Source organism: Actinospica durhamensis, assembly GCF_018139695.1.
Classification (GTDB): domain Bacteria; phylum Actinomycetota; class Actinomycetes; order Streptomycetales; family Catenulisporaceae; genus Actinospica; species Actinospica durhamensis.
Genome location: NZ_JAGSOG010000030.1, coordinates 32,017 through 50,738 on the forward strand (window position 1 = coordinate 32,017; position 18,722 = coordinate 50,738).

General features: G+C 71.2%; 9 protein-coding genes. 3 read left to right on the forward strand and 6 right to left on the reverse strand.

Annotated elements, in window-relative coordinates; all coding sequences use genetic code 11:
- The first annotated feature begins 324 nt into the window (after positions 1 to 324).
- Positions 325 to 4,917, forward strand: a complete 4,593-nt coding sequence (locus tag KDL01_RS09280) for a glycoside hydrolase family 3 N-terminal domain-containing protein (RefSeq protein WP_212527975.1) — start codon at positions 325 to 327, stop codon at positions 4,915 to 4,917.
- A gap of 73 nt (positions 4,918 to 4,990) precedes the next feature.
- On the opposite strand, the gene KDL01_RS09285 is transcribed toward KDL01_RS09280, so the two are convergent.
- Genes KDL01_RS09285 through KDL01_RS09300 form a run of 4 tightly spaced genes read right to left on the reverse strand, consistent with a single transcriptional unit; the run spans position 4,991 to position 12,174 of the window.
- Positions 4,991 to 5,716, reverse strand: coding sequence for an ABC transporter ATP-binding protein (locus KDL01_RS09285; protein WP_212527976.1), 726 nt, complete (start codon positions 5,714 to 5,716; stop codon positions 4,991 to 4,993).
- A gap of 2 nt (positions 5,717 to 5,718) precedes the next feature.
- Positions 5,719 to 6,654, reverse strand: coding sequence for an ABC transporter ATP-binding protein (locus tag KDL01_RS09290; RefSeq protein ID WP_246576182.1), 936 nt, complete (start codon positions 6,652 to 6,654; stop codon positions 5,719 to 5,721).
- Between the two features lie 27 nt (positions 6,655 to 6,681).
- Positions 6,682 to 8,952 carry an FtsX-like permease family protein gene (locus KDL01_RS09295; protein ID WP_212527978.1) on the reverse strand — a complete coding sequence of 757 codons (2,271 nt, stop codon included), beginning with the start codon at positions 8,950 to 8,952 and terminating at the stop codon, positions 6,682 to 6,684.
- 3 nt (positions 8,953 to 8,955) lie between these two features.
- Positions 8,956 to 12,174, reverse strand: a complete 3,219-nt coding sequence (locus tag KDL01_RS09300) for an FtsX-like permease family protein (protein WP_212527979.1) — start codon at positions 12,172 to 12,174, stop codon at positions 8,956 to 8,958.
- Positions 12,175 to 12,536: 362 nt separating this feature from the next.
- Here KDL01_RS09300 and KDL01_RS09305 point away from each other — a divergent pair, with 362 nt between their 5' ends.
- On the forward strand, positions 12,537 to 13,016 hold the full coding sequence (locus tag KDL01_RS09305; RefSeq protein ID WP_212527980.1) for a hypothetical protein: 480 nt from the start codon (positions 12,537 to 12,539) through the stop codon (positions 13,014 to 13,016).
- Between the two features lie 58 nt (positions 13,017 to 13,074).
- Here KDL01_RS09305 and KDL01_RS09310 read toward each other — a convergent pair whose 3' ends face one another.
- Together KDL01_RS09310 and KDL01_RS09315 are read right to left on the reverse strand one after the other, a co-directional pair.
- Complete coding sequence (locus KDL01_RS09310) at positions 13,075 to 14,238, reverse strand: ROK family protein (protein WP_212527981.1); 1,164 nt, start codon at positions 14,236 to 14,238, stop codon at positions 13,075 to 13,077.
- Complete coding sequence (locus tag KDL01_RS09315; RefSeq protein WP_212527982.1) at positions 14,231 to 15,445, reverse strand: ROK family transcriptional regulator; 1,215 nt, start codon at positions 15,443 to 15,445, stop codon at positions 14,231 to 14,233. The genes KDL01_RS09310 and KDL01_RS09315 overlap by 8 nt, the downstream gene beginning before the upstream one ends.
- A gap of 289 nt (positions 15,446 to 15,734) precedes the next feature.
- On the opposite strand from KDL01_RS09315, the gene KDL01_RS09320 reads away from it, so the two are divergent.
- Positions 15,735 to 18,377 carry a beta-glucosidase family protein gene (locus KDL01_RS09320; RefSeq protein ID WP_212527983.1) on the forward strand — a complete coding sequence of 881 codons (2,643 nt, stop codon included), beginning with the start codon at positions 15,735 to 15,737 and terminating at the stop codon, positions 18,375 to 18,377.
- Positions 18,378 to 18,722 lie beyond the last annotated feature (345 nt).

An 18,722-nucleotide genomic window follows, 5' to 3' on the forward strand; every position in this document is an offset into this window, starting at 1 on the left:
CCACTGCTCATGAAGCTCAGCTGAGAGGCTCGCAACCATCTGGTAACACCTCCCTCGTGGACGGCCTCAGGTTTCGATCCCCTGGCACACCCACTGCCATGGCGGGTCCCACGGTCAAGAGTCGGAGACGAGTAACGACCCGGGATCCGGCGGAACCGGTCAGCGGCAGGTAAGGCAGCCCCGAACTCAGGTAAGCAACTCAGGTAAGCAATTCAGCTAAGCAGCGAAGGTAAGTACCCTGACACCGGCTGCGGCGGCTCCGGGACCCGCGGGTCCGGCGTCCGCCGGCGCAGCCGGTTCCGACCACCACTGGAGCCTTCTGTCATGTTCTCGCCCGTCGCCCATCGCAGCCGGTCGCGCGCCCGGCGCCGCGCACCCGTCCTCACGGTGGTGCTCGCGCTGCTCGCGGGTCTGCTCGCAGTGGGATTCCAACGGACCGCCCTGGCCGATACGGCGCCCGACACGAACATAGCCCTGGGCGCCGAAGCCACCGCCTCGTCGGTGGAGTCGGCCGACACCCCGGCCTCCGCGGCCGTCGACGGCGATGCCACCACACGCTGGTCCTCCGCCTGGAGCGATCCGCAGTGGCTGCAGGTCGACCTGGGCGCCGACGCGGCGATCAGCGGGTTCTCCATCCAGTGGGAGGCCGCGTTCGCGACCGCCTACAACATCGAGGTCTCCGACGACGCGACGACGTGGACGCAGGTCTACGCGACCACCTCGGGCGCGGGCGGTACGGAGTCCATCACGGTGCCGTCCGGTACGGCCGGGCGCTACGTGCGGCTGACCGGTACCGCGCGCACCACCATCAGCGGCGCGCAGTACGGATATTCGATCTATGAGTTCCAGGTGCTCGGGCACTTCACGCAGGAGGCCGTGAGCACCGGTACCGACGCCGTCAGCCTGCAACAGGGCTCGTCCATCGACCTGCCGGTGCAGCTGAACATGGCCTCCACCACGCCGGTCACCGTGGACTATGCGACCTCGGACGGCAGCGCGATCGCAGGCACCGACTACACCACCGCGGCCGGCACGCTGACGTTCGCCCCCGGTCAGACCTCGCAGACGATCCACCTCACGGCGCTGGCCGACCCGCTGAACGGGCCGACCAAGACCTTCAGCGTGACGCTGGCGAACGCGGGTCCGTCCGGGACCTCGGTCGGCCCGCGCGCGACCACGACCATCAGCATCCTGAACGACAACCCGGTGCCGACCGACGGCGCGGTGCAGACGATCGAGGGCTTCGACGGCACCATCCCGTTCAGCACCGGCAACCCGGGCCTGTTCACCTTCGGCTCGGACGCCGCCTCCAATCCCACGCTGACCCAGGTGCCGGCGCCCGACGTGCCGGGCGCGGCGAGCGGCAACCAGGCGTTGCAGGTCGCGTACCAGGTCGCCGGCTACGGCGGCTTCTCGGACGACTTCGCCACCGCGCAGGACTGGAGCGCCTACGACGGCTTCAGCTTCTGGGTCAAGGGCACCGGCTCGGGCCAGAACATCGAGTTCGAAGTGAAGATGGGCGGCACCGACGGCGAGCACGCCGAGCTGTGGCAGTCCTTCTTCACCGACGACGTCAACGGCTGGAAGAAGGTGCAGGTCGGCTTCGCGAACCTGAAGAAGCGGGCGGACTACCAGCCCTCCGGCGCGCCGGACGACGCCCAGATCTCGCTGACCAGCATGTGGGGCTTCGCGGTCAACCTGCCGGCAAACTCGAGCAACACGCTGGAGTTCGACGACGTGCAGGTTTATCAGTCACTGCAGACCCTGCAGGACTTCGAGGGCGCGAGCCCGATCACCGACACCAACGGCGCGCTGGCGAACACCGGGGTGTTCTCCTGGGGCGGCGACACGAGCAGCACTCCGACGCTGAGCATCGCCCAGCTCGACCGGCCCGGCGTGACGGACAACCACGTGCTGCGCGGCACCTGGACCGATGACAGCAGCTACGGCGGCATCAGCTACGACCTGGCCACGACCGCGCCCGAGGACTGGAGTTCGTACGCCGGCATCGAGTTCTGGTTCTACGGCCACAACCCGAGCAACGACGCGGTACCCGGCTCCGGGCCCCAGTACGAGTTCGAAGTGAAGATGGGCGGCGCCGACGGCGAGCACGCCGAGCTGTGGCAGACCTTCTTCACCGACGACTGGCAGGGCTGGCACCTGATCCAGATCCCGTTCGCCTCGCTCAAGCACCGCTCCGACTACCAGCCCTCCGGTGCGCCCACGAACACCTCCCTCGATCTGACCGAGATGCGCGGCTTCGCGCTCACCGAGCCCGCGGGTACGACCAACGGTGAGTTCGACGTCGACCAGTTCGCGATCTACGGAATCAACACCGGAACCCTGGGCGCGCATGTGAGCACCGCGCAGGCGGTCTACGCGGTCGACCCCGGTGGCACCGCCACGGTCGGGGTCACGCTGACCACCGACGGCGGCAAGGCGCTCGACCACGACGTGACCGTCGGCTACGCACTCGGCGGCGACAGCGCCACCGCGTCGGCGGGCACCGACTACACCGACACCAGCGGCACCCTCACCTTCCCCTCCGGGTCGGCCTCGGGCAGCACGCAGTCGTTCACCGTGCAGACGCTGCCGAACACACCCGCGTCCACGGCCAAGACGATCCCGATCCAGCTGACGCCGACCGGCGCCGACGTGACCGCGGACGACCCGGTCGTGGTGATCAACGCGCACGGCCTGCCGTATCTGGACTCCTCCCTGCCGATCGCCACGCGGGTGGCGGACCTGCTCTCGCGGATGACGCTGGCGGACAAGATCGGCCAGATGACGCAGGCGGAGCGCGGGGACCTGGTGCACCAGTCGGACATCACCACCGCCGCGCTCGGCTCGGTGCTCAGCGGCGGCGGTTCGACACCGACCCCGAACACGCCGGCCGCGTGGGCCGACATGATCGACGCCTTCCAGGCGCGGGCGCAGGCCACCCCGTTGCAGATCCCGTTGATCTACGGCGAGGATTCCGTGCACGGAGACAACAATCTGGTGGGTGCGACGGTCTTCCCGCAGAACATCGGGCTGGGCGCGACCCGTGACCCGGCACTGGTGGAGCAGGACGGCGAGATCACCGCGACCGAGACCCGGGCCACCGGCGTCACGTGGACGTTCGCGCCGTGTGTGTGCGTGGCGCGGGACGAGCGCTGGGGCCGGACCTACGAGTCCTTCGGCGAGGATCCGGCGCTGGTCGACCAGATGGAGACCATCATCGACGGGCTCCAGGGCGACGGCGCGCTGAGCAAGGACACCAGCGTGCTGGCCACCGCCAAGCACTTCGCCGGCGACGGCGGCACGACGTACGGCTCCTCCACCACGGGCACGTACGAGCTCGACCAGGGCGTCACGACGGTGACCCAGAACCAGTTGCAGGCGCTGTACCTCGAGCCGTTCCAGACGGCGGTGCAGCAGCACGGGGTCGGCGCGGTCATGCCGTCGTACTCGAGCCTGCAGATCGTCGGCCAGGACACGGCCCCGATCAAGATGAGCGCCCGCGCCGACATGATCACCGGGGTGCTCAAGCAGCAGTACGGCTTCACCGGCTTCGTGATCAGCGACTGGCAGGCCATCAACCAGCTCGGCCCTGACTACGAGACCGACATCGAGACCGCGATCAACGCGGGCCTCGACATGATCATGGTCCCGGATCAGTACACCACCTTCGAGAGCGATCTGACCGACCTGGTGAACAAGGGCCTGGTCGCCGAGTCGCGGATCGACGACGCGGTCAGCCGGATCCTGACGCAGAAGTTCCGGCTCGGCCTGTTCGAGCAGCCGTACGCGGACCGGACCAACGCCTCGACGATCGGCGACGCGGCGCACCGGGCCGTGGCGCGGCAGGCGGCGGCCGAGTCGCAGGTGCTGCTGAAGAACGCGGTCTCGACCACCGGCGGCACCGCGGCGCTCCCGCTGTCCCCGACCGCGAACATCTATGTGGCCGGCAGCAACGCCGACAACCTGGGCAACCAGCTCGGCGGCTGGACCGTGACGTGGCAGGGCGGCTCCGGGAACACCGACGTCGGCACCACGATCCTGCAGGGTATGCAGCAGGACGCGCCGAACGCGCAGATCACCTACTCCGCGGACGCGTCGGCACCGATGACGGGTTCTGATGTCGGGGTGGTGGTCGTCGGCGAGACCCCGTACGCGGAAGGCGTGGGCGACGTCGGCAACGGCGGCCGCACGGTCGACCTGTCGGCGGCGGACAAGGCGGCGGTGGACAAGGTCTGCGCGGCGATGAAGTGCGTCGTGCTGATCGTGTCCGGGCGGCCGATGAACATCGGGCCGATCCAGTCCGAGGCGAATGCGATCGTGGAGTCCTGGCTGCCGGGCAGCGAGGGCGAGGGCGTGGCGGACACGCTGTTCGGCATCACGCCGTTCACCGGCCGCCTGCCCGACACGTGGGCCAAGCAGGTCGACACCACGACCACCCCGGTCGACGTCGGCATCCCGACCACGACCGGCACGTACGACCCGCTGTATCCGTACGGCTGGGGACTGCGCACCGACTCGGAGCGGACCCGGATCACCACGGTCCGCGACGCGCTGGCCAAGCAGTCCGGCCCGATCGCGAAGCTCGACGCGACCTTCCTGACAGCGCTGCTGAACGGCAACGGCAACTGGAACGCCGACGGTTCGCTGGCCCACACCGGCGCCGCGCTGGCCCTGATCGCGGTGGCCAGTCCGGCCGTCGACGGGACCTCTCAGGCTACTGAGGCGAACGCGAACCTGCTGGTGTCGGTCGTGCGCGACATCGCGCAGAACGCGATCGTCGCGGGCGGCTCGACGGCGATGACCCGTACCGCAGCGCTGACGGCCGATGCCGAGCACGCCTTGATGAGCGGCGACGCGACCACCGCGATCCTGAAGCTCACCGCGGCGTACCTGAAGGTCACGGCGCTGAAGTAGGCCGCTGAAGTAGGTCGTTGAAGTAGCAAGGGCCAGGGGCGGCGTCCTGCGGGGCGCCGCCCTTCGGCATTCCTCATTGCCCGCCGATGCGGCCGTCTTCGATGAGCAGCACCTCGTCGGCGAAGTCGGCCACGCGGCGGTCGTGGGAGCTGACGATCATGGCCGTGTTCTCGCTGTCCGCGATCTCGCGCAGCAGCGCCAGGATCTGCAGGCCCTGGGCGGTGTCCAGGTGGCCGGTCGGCTCGTCCGCGATGAGCAGTTGCGGTCCTTGGGCCAGGGCTCGGGCGATGCCGACGCGCTGCTGCTGGCCGCCGGAGAGCTCGGCCGGGCGGTGTTCGGCGTGCCCGGTGAGGCCGACCTGGTCCAGGACGCGGGCGACGCGCTCGCGGACCTCGGCCGCGTCGGTGCGGGCGATACGCAGCGGGATGCTCGCGTTCTCCGCCGCGGTCAGGTAGGGGATGAGGCCGAAGGACTGGAACACGAAGCCGACCGTGCCGCGCCGCAGCATGATGCGGTGGCGGTCGGAGAGCGCGCCGAGGTCGTGGCCGTTGATCCGGACCGTGCCCGAGGTCGGCAGGTCGAGGCCGCCGAGGATGTTGAGCAGGGTGGTCTTCCCCGAGCCCGATCGCCCCCGCACCGCGACCAGGCGCCCGGGCGCGACGTCGAGGCTGACCCCGCGCAGAGCGTGCACGGCGGTGCGGCCGTGCCCGAACTGACGGGTCAACGCGCGGGCCTCCAACAGGGCGGGTCGCGCGTCGCCGGCCAGCGCGGTGGGGGAGTCCGGGGAGGAGACGGTCACGGTCAGACCTCGGATTCGTGGGCGGGGGCGGCCTGCGCGGGGTCCTCGGACGGCCAGACACCGACGTGCCCGGGCTCGTGGGTGAGTTTGACCAGGTCTCGCAGGCCCAGCGGCTGGACGAACTCGGGCGGGAGCTGGACCCGGCCGGCCCGGTCGATCACCGCGTATTCGAAGGACTCGTGCTCGGCGGCCTCGGCGTCCGGGTCCGCGGCGGCGGCCCGCCCGGCGCCCGGCCGCAGCGTCTCGGTGGCGATGCGCCCGTCCCGGATCGCCACGGTCCGCCGGACCTGGCCGGACACGCCTTCGTCGTGCGTCACGATCAGGGTCGTGACGTTGTGCTCGGTGCTGGCCGTGCGCAGAGCGCCGAGTACCGTGCGGGCCGAGTCCGAGTCCAGTTCCCCGGTCGGCTCGTCGGCCAGCAGCACGGCCGGGGAGTTCGCCAGCGCCACCGCGATGGCCACGCGCTGCTGTTCACCGCCGGAGAGCTTGCTCGGCACACGGTCGCGGCAGTACTGCACCCCCATCGTCTCGAGCAGATCCAGCGCGCGGGTCCGACGGGCGCGGCGGCCGGTGCCGAGGTACGTCTGGGGCAGTGCCACGTTCTCCAGCGCCGTCAGGTGCGGCAGCAGATTGCGCGGCGGGCTCTGCCATACGAAGCCGATCGTCTCGCGGCGGTAGGCCAGCAGCTCCCGCTTGGTGAGCCCGGCCAGTTCCCGCCCCGCCACCTTGACCGATCCGGCGGAGGGCGCGTCGAGGCCGGAGAGGATCCCGAGCAGGGTGGACTTCCCGCTCCCGGAGGCACCGACCAGCGCGATGAACTCGCCCTGCTCGACCCGCAGATCAAGGCCCTGTAGGGCCTGCACCTCGAGCTTCCCGCTCCGGTAGATGCGCACGAGCGACGAGCACTCGATCACGCTCCGGCCGTCCTGCTCGGACATGACAGGCTCCTTCACCATCGTCGGTCCTCACGCCCCCTCGGCCTGGTCGCCGAGGCGCAGCGTGCCCGTGACACCCCGGCGAGCCGCGGCCGCGGCAGCCATTCCGGCCCCCAGCGCGAGCGCGATCACCGCGATCAGCGGCAGCGCCAGCACCGCCGTGCCCACTTGCGCATCCGCGCCTCCGAGTGCCTGGGACAGCGCCGGTCGGACGCTCCACAGCAGCGGTGCCGCCGAGACCGTCCCGCCCACCGCGGCGAAGACGATCGGGCCGAGCAGTTCGACCACGGCCACCGCGCGCGCCTGACCTGCCGTCAGGCCCATCGTGGTGAGCCGGGCCACCACGGTCCGGCGTTCCTTCGCCTCGAGCGCGGTGGCCAGGGCGACCACCAGGCAGCCGGTCGCCACGGCCATCACGGCGAGCAGGGACAGATAGCCGGCAGTCGCGTTGACCAGCGCGTCCGGGCCGGATTGGGCCGGGAGTGAGAACGTGCTGGTCCCGCTGTAGGCGGAGACCCGGTAGATCTGCTGCGCGGCGGCCGCGGCGGCTCCCTCGGCGCCACCGGCCCGCCGAAGCGCCAGAGTCAGGTCGGCGGTGGCCAGAGCCAGCGTGAGGATGAGCACGGTCACCGCGGCCGGCGCCGGGGTGCGGGCGGTGCGAGCCAGGCCGAGCAGGCCGATGGCACCGGTGCGGCGGTCGGCCGCGCGGAGCAGGGCGCGCAGCAGGAGCGGCCCGAGGTTCAGGATCACCAGGGCGACCAGGACCGCGGAGAGCACGGGTGCTGCCGCGGTGAACAGGTCGATGCCACCGCCCGCCGAGAAGCCGGTGGAGCGGGCTTCGGCCAGGCCCAGAAAGCACAGCAGGATGAGCGCCCCCTGGACTACGATCCGCCGCGCTGCCACGTTCCTGCCCGCGCTCGCGGCTCCACGCCGCGCGGCCGCGGATGGACGATGCCGCAGTCGCAGCGCGGTCAACGCGGCGGGGCCGGCCACCGCGATGACCGGGAGCAGCAGTTCGTACTTCCACAGCGCCGACGGCGAGCGGCCAGGGATCAGTGCGGCGATGAAGGCGGCCGCGGCGCACAGCGGTACCACTGTGAACGCCGAGTCCCGAGCGGCGCCTCCGGCCAGCTTCCACAGCGGCGCGCCCCGGGCCCGCAGCACCGCGTTCTGCGCGGCCTCGCGGTCCACGGTGCCGCGGGCGGCCATCAGCAACGCGATCAGCCCGATCAGCGCGAGGCCGACCCCGGGCATGGCCGTCTCCAGCTGTCCGGCCTGCTGCTCCGCGTCGAACTGGGCCAGGGTCGCCACGAGCGGGGTCGTGAACGTCATGTCCGAGCCGATGAAGCTGTTCGAGTCGAGATCGGAGGTGGCCTCGGTCAGCGCCGAGTCGATCGCGGTGATCAGCCCGTCCACCTGTCCGGCCTTGACCGAAGCGGTCTGCAGGGGGACATGTGTCACCATGTTAAGGCCCTGAGAGGCGAACGGCTGGAGCGCTGCCAGATAAGCCAGTTCGTCCTGCCCGAGGAGTCCGCCGCCGAGCACGTAGGGGGTCGAGCCCTTCACCCGCACCGGCTGCTGGGAGACGTCAGTAGGCTGATCCTGCCAGTACGCGCTGTCCGGGTCGATGGGCTGGTAGGCGCCGGTCACCACCATCACGATCGGCGGCGGAGGCACACTGCCGCCACTGCGCGCCATGAACGGCGAGCCGACGTGCAGACCGAGCGCGGTGAGCTCGGACTCGGGCAGCGCCACCTCCACGCTGAACAGTCCCGAACGCAGCAGTTTGACGGCCTTGGGCCACCGGCCGGCGGTCAGCCGGGCGTGTTGGGCGTAGTCGCCCAGGTAGCCGATCTGGATCTCGGGCTCGCCGGAGTAGACCGCCACGAACTGGGTCGTGTACTTGCCCACGTAGTACGTCGGGGAGCCCAGACTGGTCCACGCGGCCGAGGCAGGCGCGAGCGGGACGCCGGCGGAAGCCCGAGCCACCGCCGTGTACGCGTCCTGGGCGTTGCCGTCGAGCGCCACGGCGATCTCGTCGCCCTGGATCGCGTCCGGCGTACTGATGCCGGAGCTCTGCGCGACGTACTGGTCGAAGTCGGTGCTCGCGGTGATCTCGCGCGCGGAGGCGGGCAGGCTGCTCAGCATCGTCTGCAACGCGCGGTCGCGGGCGGCCAGATCCGTGCGCACGCCGGTCGCGGAGGCCAGCAGGAAGCAGGCGGTGAGCACCGCGAGCACGAGGCCGGCCGGGCGCCGCCACGCGTGCGCGACCGGGCGTATCAGGCTTCGGAGGCTGTCCATGGCCTAAGCTCCCGATCGTGAGACGGCTGCGGGATCTCGCCGGCGGGCGGAGGCGGCCAGCGCCGCGGCGGCCGTGCACAGCGTGATCACGGCCAAGGCTGCGGCGCTCCAGCTCAAGGCGTAGAGCGTGATGGGCGAGGGCACCGGAGTCGTCGCGGCTGGAGAGAGGATGAACTCGGGTACCAGCAGCCGCGCCAGCAGGATGCCGAGCGCGACGCCGAGCAGCGCCGCCGGTCCGGCGACGGCGGTGTGCAGGGCGCAACCGAGGGCCGCGCGCTGCCTACGGGTCAGGCCGAGCGCGCACAAGACCGTGTCGCGGGCCGTGGACTCCCGCGCCGAGGAGGAGAGCGAGACGAGCAGGCCGAGCAGCGCGAGCAGGGTCAGACCGACCGCGCCGACGGCCGAGACCCGCTGCGGGATCGCGGCCATGGGGTCGTTGATCAACGAGGTCTGAGTCTGGGCGGTACTCACCGCCACGGCGCCGGTCGGCAGATTCGGCGGAATCGCCCCGTCCGCGGTGTGGAGCCACCAGGTGGAGGCGGCCGGGAGGGGATCGTTGAGCAGGAGGGCCTGGTCAGACAGTTCGCCGAGATCGACGACGAGCGCCGGTGTGGCGGATCCGCCCTGGCCGAGGCCCGGGAAGTCCTCGACCACCGCGGCGATCCGTACCTGCACCGCGACCTGGTCGATCTGCACCTCCACCACGGAACCGACGGCCTGCTGACTCGCCTTCAGGTAAGCGGCGGTCGCGATGCCCGGCACGGCCGTGTCGGTGCTGCCCGCGTCGAGTGTGACCGTGCAGGGCGACGGGGAACCGAACCCCCTGCCGGACGCGAACGACGTGTGGATGCCGGCCGCACCGCCCGTTCGGCCGATGATCGAGGCCGGTGTGGCCGGACCGCCGAACGGCGGGCCACAGCCGATCAAGAGGTCCTGCGGGTTCCAGTTCGTGCCCGACGTCCACGTCTCCATCGCTGCGGCCGCACCCTGGACCGGGATGAACTGCGCGGCTGCCGACTGCCGAACGGCTACGGCGTTGACCGCCAGAGACCCGTCGATCGCGTCGACGCCCGGAAGCTGATAGTCGAGGGAGATGCCGATCAGTCGGACCGGATACGCGATTCCGGAAGCGTCCGGCGCCAGCGTCGCTTGGAGGGTGTGGTCCCGGCCGTCCGTCGGCAGTGTTCCTGCGCTGAGCGTGTAGGCGGTGCCTGTGGCGTCCTCGATAGTCAAGGCCACGGAGGTGCCGGTGAGCTTCGACGCACTCAGCCGGGCCGTGATGCCGATTCCGGTCGGGTGACCGGGCAACGGCAGACCCGGTTCAGTGGACGGCATGATCGCGGCCCACAACTTCGCGAGGCCGCGGTCGGCCTGGTCCGGCCGCAGGGTGACCGTCTGGGCCGCCGCCGCGGCGTCGAGGCCCACGACCGTCGGCCCCTGAGCCGAGGTGGACGTGTACACGGGAGTGGCCGAGCGTACTCCGGGCGCACGGGCGAGTATTCCGGCCTGGCCCAGAGTCTGGGGCTGAGCGAGGTTCACCGCGACGTCCGCGCCGACCTGGAATCCGGCCTGGTCGTGGGCCGAGCGCTGCCAGGTGGAGTGCTGGGCGGCGGCGAATCCGCAGCCTGCGACAGCGGCGACGCACAGCAGCGCCGGCACGAGATGCCGGCGCGGTGTACGGGCCAGTTCCCATGCGGCCAGCCGCAGCGGCAGTATCCCGGCCCGACCGGCGGCGCGCTCGCTCATGAGGGCGGCCACGGTGATCAACCGTCCGCAGGCCGCTGCCCCGGCCGCGGCGGTCAGCGCCGGGGCGCACGCGACGATCAGCACGACGCCAGAGCCCTGTCCCGCGGTCAGCCCGGTGTTCGTGGCCTGCCACAGCGCGACGGCGGCCAGAGCGACCAGGGCCACGTCGACGCCGGCCAGGGCCAGGCCGGAGACGGCATCCTGGCGCCCGGACGCGGCGGCGACCCGCGATGGCAGGGCCGCGCGGGCGGCACGCGTGAGGAGGATCACCGCGGCCAGAGCCGCCGTGCACAGGCCGGCCACCCAGTCGACGCCGGGCAGCCCGAAGCCGAGCGCGCCGCCGGAAGGCGTGATCGGCGGCACGCGCAGCAGCAGCCTGCCGACGAGTGGCCCCTGCGCGAACACGCCGACCGCCGCGGCCGGCACCAGCAACACCGCGTCGGGCAGATAGCCGAGGGCCGGCTTCCAGGCCGGCGCGCCGCGCGAACGCATCAGTGCCGTGTGGGCCGCACCGCGGGCGACGAGACCCTCCGCCGCCGCGGCCATGGCCAGACCGGCCAGCAGACCGAGCAGGCACGTCGCGGCCAGCAGCTCGCCCCGGCCGACCGTCACCCGCGAGGCCACCTGGCCGAGCTCCTGGTTCAGCGCCAGATCGGTGATGGCGAAGCCCTGGCTCGGGGAGATGCGCTGGTCGTCCGAGATGGACTGCACGGCCGCCTGTATCGCACCGACATCGGGTGAGCCGTTCGGCACCAGCGTCCACGCCGAGGCCGTGACCGGCACCGCGCCGGAGGTGAACGACGAGCCGTCCGCCACCAGCGGCCCGTAGAGTCCGGCGGACGCGGCGGCGAAGGACACGCCGCTCAGCCCGGCCGCGTCCCAGGCCAGGCCGGCCTGGTCCCGGGCAGAGTTCAGGTAGCGGAATTCGCCGACGATCTGAAAGGTCGTCGGCGGCAGATTCACGCTGTAGGCCAGGGTGAGGCTCTGGCCCAGGTGAAGCCCCATCAGCTCGGCCGCGGCGCTCGGCACCGCGACCGGCACCGCGGATCCGTGTGCGCCGGCGACGACGGCCGGGCCCGGCCATGCACCCTGGGTGAGCTGGGCGTGGATCCGGACAGCCGGTTCCGACACCACGTAGGTCTGCCGCGAGGAGCCGTCCGCGGTGGTGCGCCCGGGCAGCGTGTAGAGCTCTGAGGAGAGGGTCTGCTCGACGGAGAAGACGCCCGGGGCGTCCCGGGCCACCGCCGCGCGCACGACCGCGTCGGTCTGCGCGGCGGACTGCGGCTTCGCCGCGCCGCTCCCGATCACCAGGGAGTCGGCGGGTGAGCCGGCCAGATCCGCCCGCGCGCCGAGCGGAAGCGCCACCGTCCACGCGGTGGCGGCGAGCGCGGCGAAGCCGGCGGTGAGCGCGACGGTGGCCGACACGGCCGCCAGCGCCGCCGCGCGCGAGCGCAGAGCACGTATCAGTGATGCCATATCAAGCCTGCTCGACGTCCCTCATCGCGCGGTCTGCCAGGGAGATCCATGATGTACCGAGAGTAGGGCCGACGACTTCACAACGCAAGACCATGATTCAGTCGCTGCATGATTTTTCTGTAGCGCGGAAATCTCGAGACGAGTCGCCGCAAGTTCCTGGGCTCCGTCCAGGGCCGAGGAACCGCGAGGTGCTCGTCATCGGATGTTCCGGAGGACGTCATGAGCGCGACGAGGTCTACGATGGCGGCACCCCGCCGTGGGCCTCGAACACTGGCGCCCACTGTCGACATACGCACCCGCAGCCGGGCGTGGAGCTGCTACCTCTTCGGGGCCGGAACCTCGACACGTGAGGGAGATCCGTGATGGCCACAGGAATCATCTTCTACGGGTACTGCTGGGAGCAGAGCAATGACCCGCCCCCCTTCGACCTCGACGCCGTGCTCGAGTGGGAGAGCGAGCACGTGCGAATAGAGCTCGCCGCACTGGGGTTCACGTTCGAGAACTACATGGCGTACTCCGCGCGGATTGCCGAACCCGGAGGCACGGAGGCGTACGGCGTGTACGCAAACGGTCGGCGAGTGGCTCAGGAGGCCATTGAGCGGGAGTTGGGCGCCAGTATGAGTTTCCACGGTTCCTCGGACTACCCCACTCCCTATCTACGCGCGTTCGGCGCCAAGCTCTGGTACACCAGCGGGGCCGCCCCCATCGATCTGGCGATCCTGAACTCCGTGGACCCGGCGTGGAAAACAGCCCTCGACCGATACCTGGCGATTCACGGCATCGAACCGCCTGAGAGCACCAACCAGCCAGGATGGTGGGTCACCGTCAATGACGAAATCTAGGGCCGTATCGGTCATCCGGCGCGATCGGACTCAAGGGAGGCACCGGGACCGTCGACCGTCACTGACCGAGCTGGTGGTCTCCGGCCAGCAGTTGCGCGGCGCCGAGTAGTTCCGCGTCCTTGCCCAGTTCGCTGGGGACGATGCGGACGTGTTCGGCGACGGTGGGGTGGGTGTGGCTGCGCAGGGCCTGTTCGAGTCCCTCGAGCAGGTGCGGGCCCGCTTCCACCAGGCCGCCTCCGACGATGACGGCGGCCGGGTCGATCACGCTGCACAGGTTGCCGAGGGTGCGCCCGATCAGGCGGCCGGTCTCGATCAGTGCTTTGCGGGTCGCGGTGTCGTTGCCCAGGCCGAGGCGGATGACGTCTTGGAGTGTGAGCGGGCCGTGGATCGGGCGCAGCATGGCGGCTACCGCGCGGGAGGTGACGAGGGGGGAGAGGCAGCCTTGGCCGCCGCAGTAGCACAGCGGGCCGAAGTCGCGTACGCGGACGTGTCCGATCTCGCCGACGTGTCCGCTCGCGCCGCGGTACAGCTCGCCGTCCAGGACCAGCGCCGCGCCCAGTCCGTGGTGGATGCGGAGGTAGATGAAGTCGTCGATGCCGCGGCCGGCTCCGTGGCGCAGTTCCCCGAGGGCGGCCAGGTTCGCGTCGTTCTCCGCCGTGGCCGGGCGCCCGAGTGCCCGGCCGAATTCCGCGCCCGGGTTGAATCCGGCCCAGCCGCGGTGCACCGCCTCAGAGCCCAGATCCCCGGTCCCGGGGGTCAGCGGCGCGGGGATGGCGACGGCCGCGCCCGCGGTCTGGGACGGTTCGAGCCCTGCGTCGTCCAGGAGCTTGCGGGCCACGGCGGCCGCGGCGCGCAGCGACTCCTGGGGTGAGGGCCAGCCGGTGAAGGCCTCGCTCCTGATCTCGCTCAGCGTGCCGCCTGCGTCGGTGAGGGCGACGTTCGCGCCGAATGCCGAGCAGGAGGCGACGAGATAGAGCGCGCGCGGCTGGAGCAGGTGGTAGCGCTGGGCCGGGCGCCCCGCCCCCAGGCGCGGGGTGTCAGTCTCCTGGTTCAGGGCGACTTCGCCGTGCGCGAGCAGTTCGGCGAGCAGGTGGGCGAGCGTGGCGCGCGGCAGCGCGGTGTGCCGCTGCAGATCGGCTCGGGTGCACGCTCCGTGCGTTCGCAGTGTGTCCAGGATCGAGTTTCGGCGCAGCGCTTGCAGGCCGGTGCGGTCCTCAGGCATCGACGCTCTCCTCCCGTGCGGCCAGCAGGTCGCCGAGTGGGCTCGCGTCCAGGGCGGCGCCTATCGCTCCGAGGACGGCGGCGCGGGAACCGAGTGCGCTGACCATGACGGTGACCGCTTCCGCGACGGCCAGGTGTGTGTAGCGGTCGATCGATTCCCGCACGCCCTGGGCGATCAGCCCGGCGCCGTGGTCCATGTCGCCGCCGATCACGACGGCGGTCGGGTTGAGCGACTGGGCCAGTTCGGCCACGACCCGGCCGATGGTGCGTCCGGCGTCGGTCAGCACGCGCCGCACCACCTGGTCGGTCTCGGCGAGCTCGTCGATGCGGGCCACGGTCAGGGTCTCGCTGGAGCGGGTCTGGAGCATGCCGCGCAGTGCGCTCATGGACACCAGCGTCTCGAGGCAGCCGCGGTTGCCGCAGCGGCACAGCGCGCCGTCGACGTCCACCGGGATGTGGCCGATCTCGCCGGCGATGCCGAGTGCGCCGCGGTGAATCCGCCCGTTGAGTACCAGGCCGGCGCCGATTCCGCTGGAGACCTTGAGGAACAGCACGTCGCGCAGCCCGCGCGCCCCGCCGTAGCGCTGCTCGCCCAGTGCGCTGAGATTGGCGTCGTTGTCCACCCGGACCGGGATGCCCAGGCGTTCCTGGAGCTCCGCGGCCGGGGTGCGGTCGATCCAGCCGGGCAGGATGTTGCCGACCATCACCCGGCCGGTGGCGCGGTGGATCGGGGCCGGGAGTCCGAGCACGGCCGCGCGCGCGAGCCCGCGCTCCAGGCGCGCCTCGGTGAGCAGGGCGGAGACCAGGTCCGCGGCGGCGTCCAACGCGCGCTCCGCACTGGCGCCGACGTCCAACGCCAGGTGCTGCTCGGCCAGCACCTCGCCCGAGAGCGAGGCGAGTGCCGCGCGCACGTGGCTGTGCCCGAAGTCGATGCCGACCACGATTCCCGCGGTCTGCGCGAACGCCAGCAGCCGGCCCGGCCTGCCGGAGCCGCGTTGCGTGTGCGGGCTCGCCGGCAGTTCCTTGAGGATGCCGGCCGTCTGCAGTTCGGCGACGATGGCGGAGACCGTGGCCCGGGACAGTCCGGTGCTGCGCGCGAGCTCCACCCGGCTGACGGCCTGGGCGGCTCGGACCGCGGCGAGCACGCTCTCGCGGTGGTAGCGCGTGGCCCGGTTCGTCGGTGGCGGCTCGGCCGGGGCGGCAGTCATTGCCGCAGCATAAGGCACCGGCCGGGTTCTGCCCACTATTGAACTAATCCCGAGCCGATCGCCCCGGTAACCGCTTTCCGCGGGGTGGATCCCTGCCGCGCGGTCGTCCGGCTCTGTGAGCGTGGATGGGGGAGGCCGGGTGGGGGCGTCGAGGGAACTTCAGGAGCGCTAAATAAGCCAGGACTAGGCATTATTTGGCCCGACTGAGCCCTGTCGTGACCTATTGACGAGCATATTTGGCGGGCTCTATGTTCCACGAGTCAGTTGCCGGACTCAAAGATGAGGGCACATGGAACAGACCTCCGAAGGCGCGCAGGAGCGTGCCTCCGCCTCCTTCTCCCGCCGCAAATTCGTCACCGTCGCCGCAGCCGGCGTCGCGGTGGCACCGATTCTCGGTGCCGGCCCGGCCAACGCGGCCGCCGGTTCCTCGGCCCCCGCGGGCTCCGAGGCCACCTTCTCCAGCACCGCGGCGAGCCCCGCGGTCGACGCGGCACACGCCCGGGCAGTCGACCTGGTCGGGCAGATGAGCCTGGACGACAAGATCGCCCTGGTCCACGGCATCGGCTTCGGCGGCGGCGGGGACTACGCCGGAGCGACGGTCGCGAACACCGCCCTCGGCATACCGGCCCTGATCCTGGGCGACGGCGCGGACGGCGTCGGCAACGGCGCCACCGGTGTGACTCAGTGGCCTGTCGACGCCAACCAGGCCTCCACCTGGGATCCCGAGCTGGTCCAGACCTACGCCCGTGCGATGGGCGCCGAGCACCGGGCCAAGGGCCGCAGCGTCGCGCTCGGCCCGACCGTCAACATCCTGCGCCGCCCGACCTGGGGCCGGGCGTTTGAGACCTTCACCGAGGACCCGTACCTCAACGGGCAGCTGGCCGTCGCCGCGATCCGCGGCATCCAGCAGGAGAAGGTGATCGCCACGGTCAAGCACTTCGCCTGCAACAACCAGGAAGTGCTGCGCAACAGCATCAACGTCGTCGTCTCCCGCCGGGCGCTCGAGGAGATCTACTACCCGGCGTTCAAAGCCGCCGTCCAGCAGGGCGGGGTCGGCGCCGTCATGGCCGCGTACAACCAGGTCAACGGCTACTACAACTGCGAGAACGAGGCCGGTCTCACCGGCGCGTTGCGCGACGAGTGGGGCTACGCCGGGTTCGTGATGAGCGACTGGTTCGCCCAGCACAGCACGGTCGCCTCGGCCCAGGCCGGCCTCGACATGGAACAGCCCGACGACTCCTACTACGGCGCCGCCCTCAAGAGCGCGGTCCAGGTCGGAACCGTCAGCACCGCGACCCTCGACGCCATGGTCACCAGGATCCTGACCTCGATGATCCAGGTCGGCGTGTTCGACGACCCGCCGGTCGACCCGAGCACGGTCGACTCCCTCGACGTGGCCTCCGCCGAGCACCTCGCCCTGGCCACCAAGCTCAGCGAGCAGGGCACCGTACTGCTCAAGAACGACGGCGTGCTCCCGCTCGACGCCCGGCGGCTGCGCTCGATCGCCGTGATCGGCGACGCGGCGAGTACGAACCCGAAGACGGGCGGCCTCGGGTCCCCCGCGGTCAACCCCTCCACGGCCGTGGTCACCCCGCTCCAGGGCATCACCGCGCGCGCCGGTGCGCAGGTGGACGTCACCTTCACCCAGGGCACTCTCGGCCTGGCCGCGCTGACCACCGTCCCCGGCAGCGCCCTGACCCCCGCGTCGGGCAGCGGCAACGGCCTGACCGGCACGTACTACGCGACCGACGACTTCAGCGGCACCCCGCTGGGCACCGAGGTCGACCCCGGCCTCGACTTCACCGCCACCCCGGCCCTCGTCGGCTCGGCCACCACCTGGTCGGCGCAATGGACCGGCACGCTCGCCGCCCCGGCGGCCGGGGACTACCGGTTCAGCGTGACCAGTAGCGGCAACGTGGTCCTGAAGATCGACGGGCACACCGTCGTGACCTACACCTCCGGCTACGAGTCGGTCTTCAACGGCCTGATCCACCTGGCCAAGGGCCCGCACGCGATCGAGGTTTCCTACGTCAACACCGGCACCTCGTTCTTCGGCTTCGTCCCACCGATGAGCCTGCAGGTCGGCTGGCAGCCGCAGGAGGACCTGCTGATCGCCGCGGCGGCCGCCGCGGCCCGCGCGGCGGACGTGGCCGTGGTCTACGCCTACGACTACGCCTCCGAGGGCATGGACCGCAGCACCCTGGCCCTGCCCGCCGACCAGGACCGGCTGATCGAGGCGGTCGCGGCCGCCAACCCGCGCACCATCGTCGTGCTCAACACCTCCGGCGCGGTGCTCATGCCCTGGCTCGACCGGGTCGCGGCCGTCTTCGAAGCCTGGTACGGCGGGCAGACCGCGGGCACCGCCATCGCCTCGCTGCTGTTCGGCGACGCCAACCCGTCCGCCAAGATCGCCCACACCTTCCCCGCCTCCGACGCCCAGGGGCCCGCCCGCACCACCGACGAATACCCGGGCAACGGCACCGACGTGTACTACAACGAGGGCATCCTCGTCGGGTACCGCTGGTACGACGCGAACAACCTCACCCCGCTCTTCCCGTTCGGACACGGCCTGTCCTACACCCAGTTCCGCTACGGCGACCTGCGGGTGGACGACTCCCGCGCACGCGGCAAGGGCCCGGTCTCGGTCAGCGTCTCGGTCACCAACACCGGCCGCGTCGCCGGAGCCGAGGTCGCCCAGGTCTACCTCGGCAACCCGCGTGCCGCCGGCGAGCCCCCCAAGCAGCTCAAGGCCTTCCAGAAGGCCTACCTGCAGCCCGGCGAGCGCAGGACGCTGAGCTTCCAACTCGACCAGGACGACCTGTCCGTCTTCAACGAGGCATCGAGCTCCTGGACGGTCGTACCCGGCACCTACACCGTCGCCGTCGGCGGATCGAGCGCCGACCTGCCGGTGCGGGCCTCGTTCCGGATCTAGGGGCAGGGGCGCAACACTAGGGCACAGCAGTACACGCGGTGCGGGTCCGCCGAACGATCAGGCGAACCCGCACCGCGCGTCACCGTTCCACTCACTCGCCCGGCCCAGCATCTGGGCGTTATCCGCGTCGGCGACATCCAGGCCACGGTTGCGGCCCTGCCCGGTCTGTGCGGCCCGGTCTGTGCGCGCCCGGTGCGCTGGTGCCCGGCCGGGTGGTCCACTACGGGTGGCGCGGCATGTCTCACTGAATGACCTTATATACGCCATTAGTCTGGACTCATGATGGTGGTTCCGTGGTGGGCGCTGGTATCGGCGGGCTGCGCTCCCGTGGTGTTGGTGGGCGGG

Excerpts from the sequence above, each read along its gene's own strand:
- KDL01_RS09280 (WP_212527975.1), top strand. The coding sequence starts at position 325 with ATGTTCTCGCCCGTCGCCCATCGCAGCCGGTCGCGCGCCCGGCGCCGC.
- KDL01_RS09290 (WP_246576182.1), bottom strand. The coding sequence starts at position 6,654 with ATGTCCGAGCAGGACGGCCGGAGCGTGATCGAGTGCTCGTCGCTCGTG.
- KDL01_RS09295 (WP_212527978.1), bottom strand. The coding sequence starts at position 8,952 with ATGGACAGCCTCCGAAGCCTGATACGCCCGGTCGCGCACGCGTGGCGG.
- KDL01_RS09300 (WP_212527979.1), bottom strand. The coding sequence starts at position 12,174 with ATGGCATCACTGATACGTGCTCTGCGCTCGCGCGCGGCGGCGCTGGCG.
- KDL01_RS09305 (WP_212527980.1), top strand. The coding sequence starts at position 12,537 with ATGGCCACAGGAATCATCTTCTACGGGTACTGCTGGGAGCAGAGCAAT.
- KDL01_RS09310 (WP_212527981.1), bottom strand. The coding sequence starts at position 14,238 with ATGCCTGAGGACCGCACCGGCCTGCAAGCGCTGCGCCGAAACTCGATC.
- KDL01_RS09315 (WP_212527982.1), bottom strand. The coding sequence starts at position 15,445 with ATGACTGCCGCCCCGGCCGAGCCGCCACCGACGAACCGGGCCACGCGC.
- KDL01_RS09320 (WP_212527983.1), top strand. The coding sequence starts at position 15,735 with ATGGAACAGACCTCCGAAGGCGCGCAGGAGCGTGCCTCCGCCTCCTTC.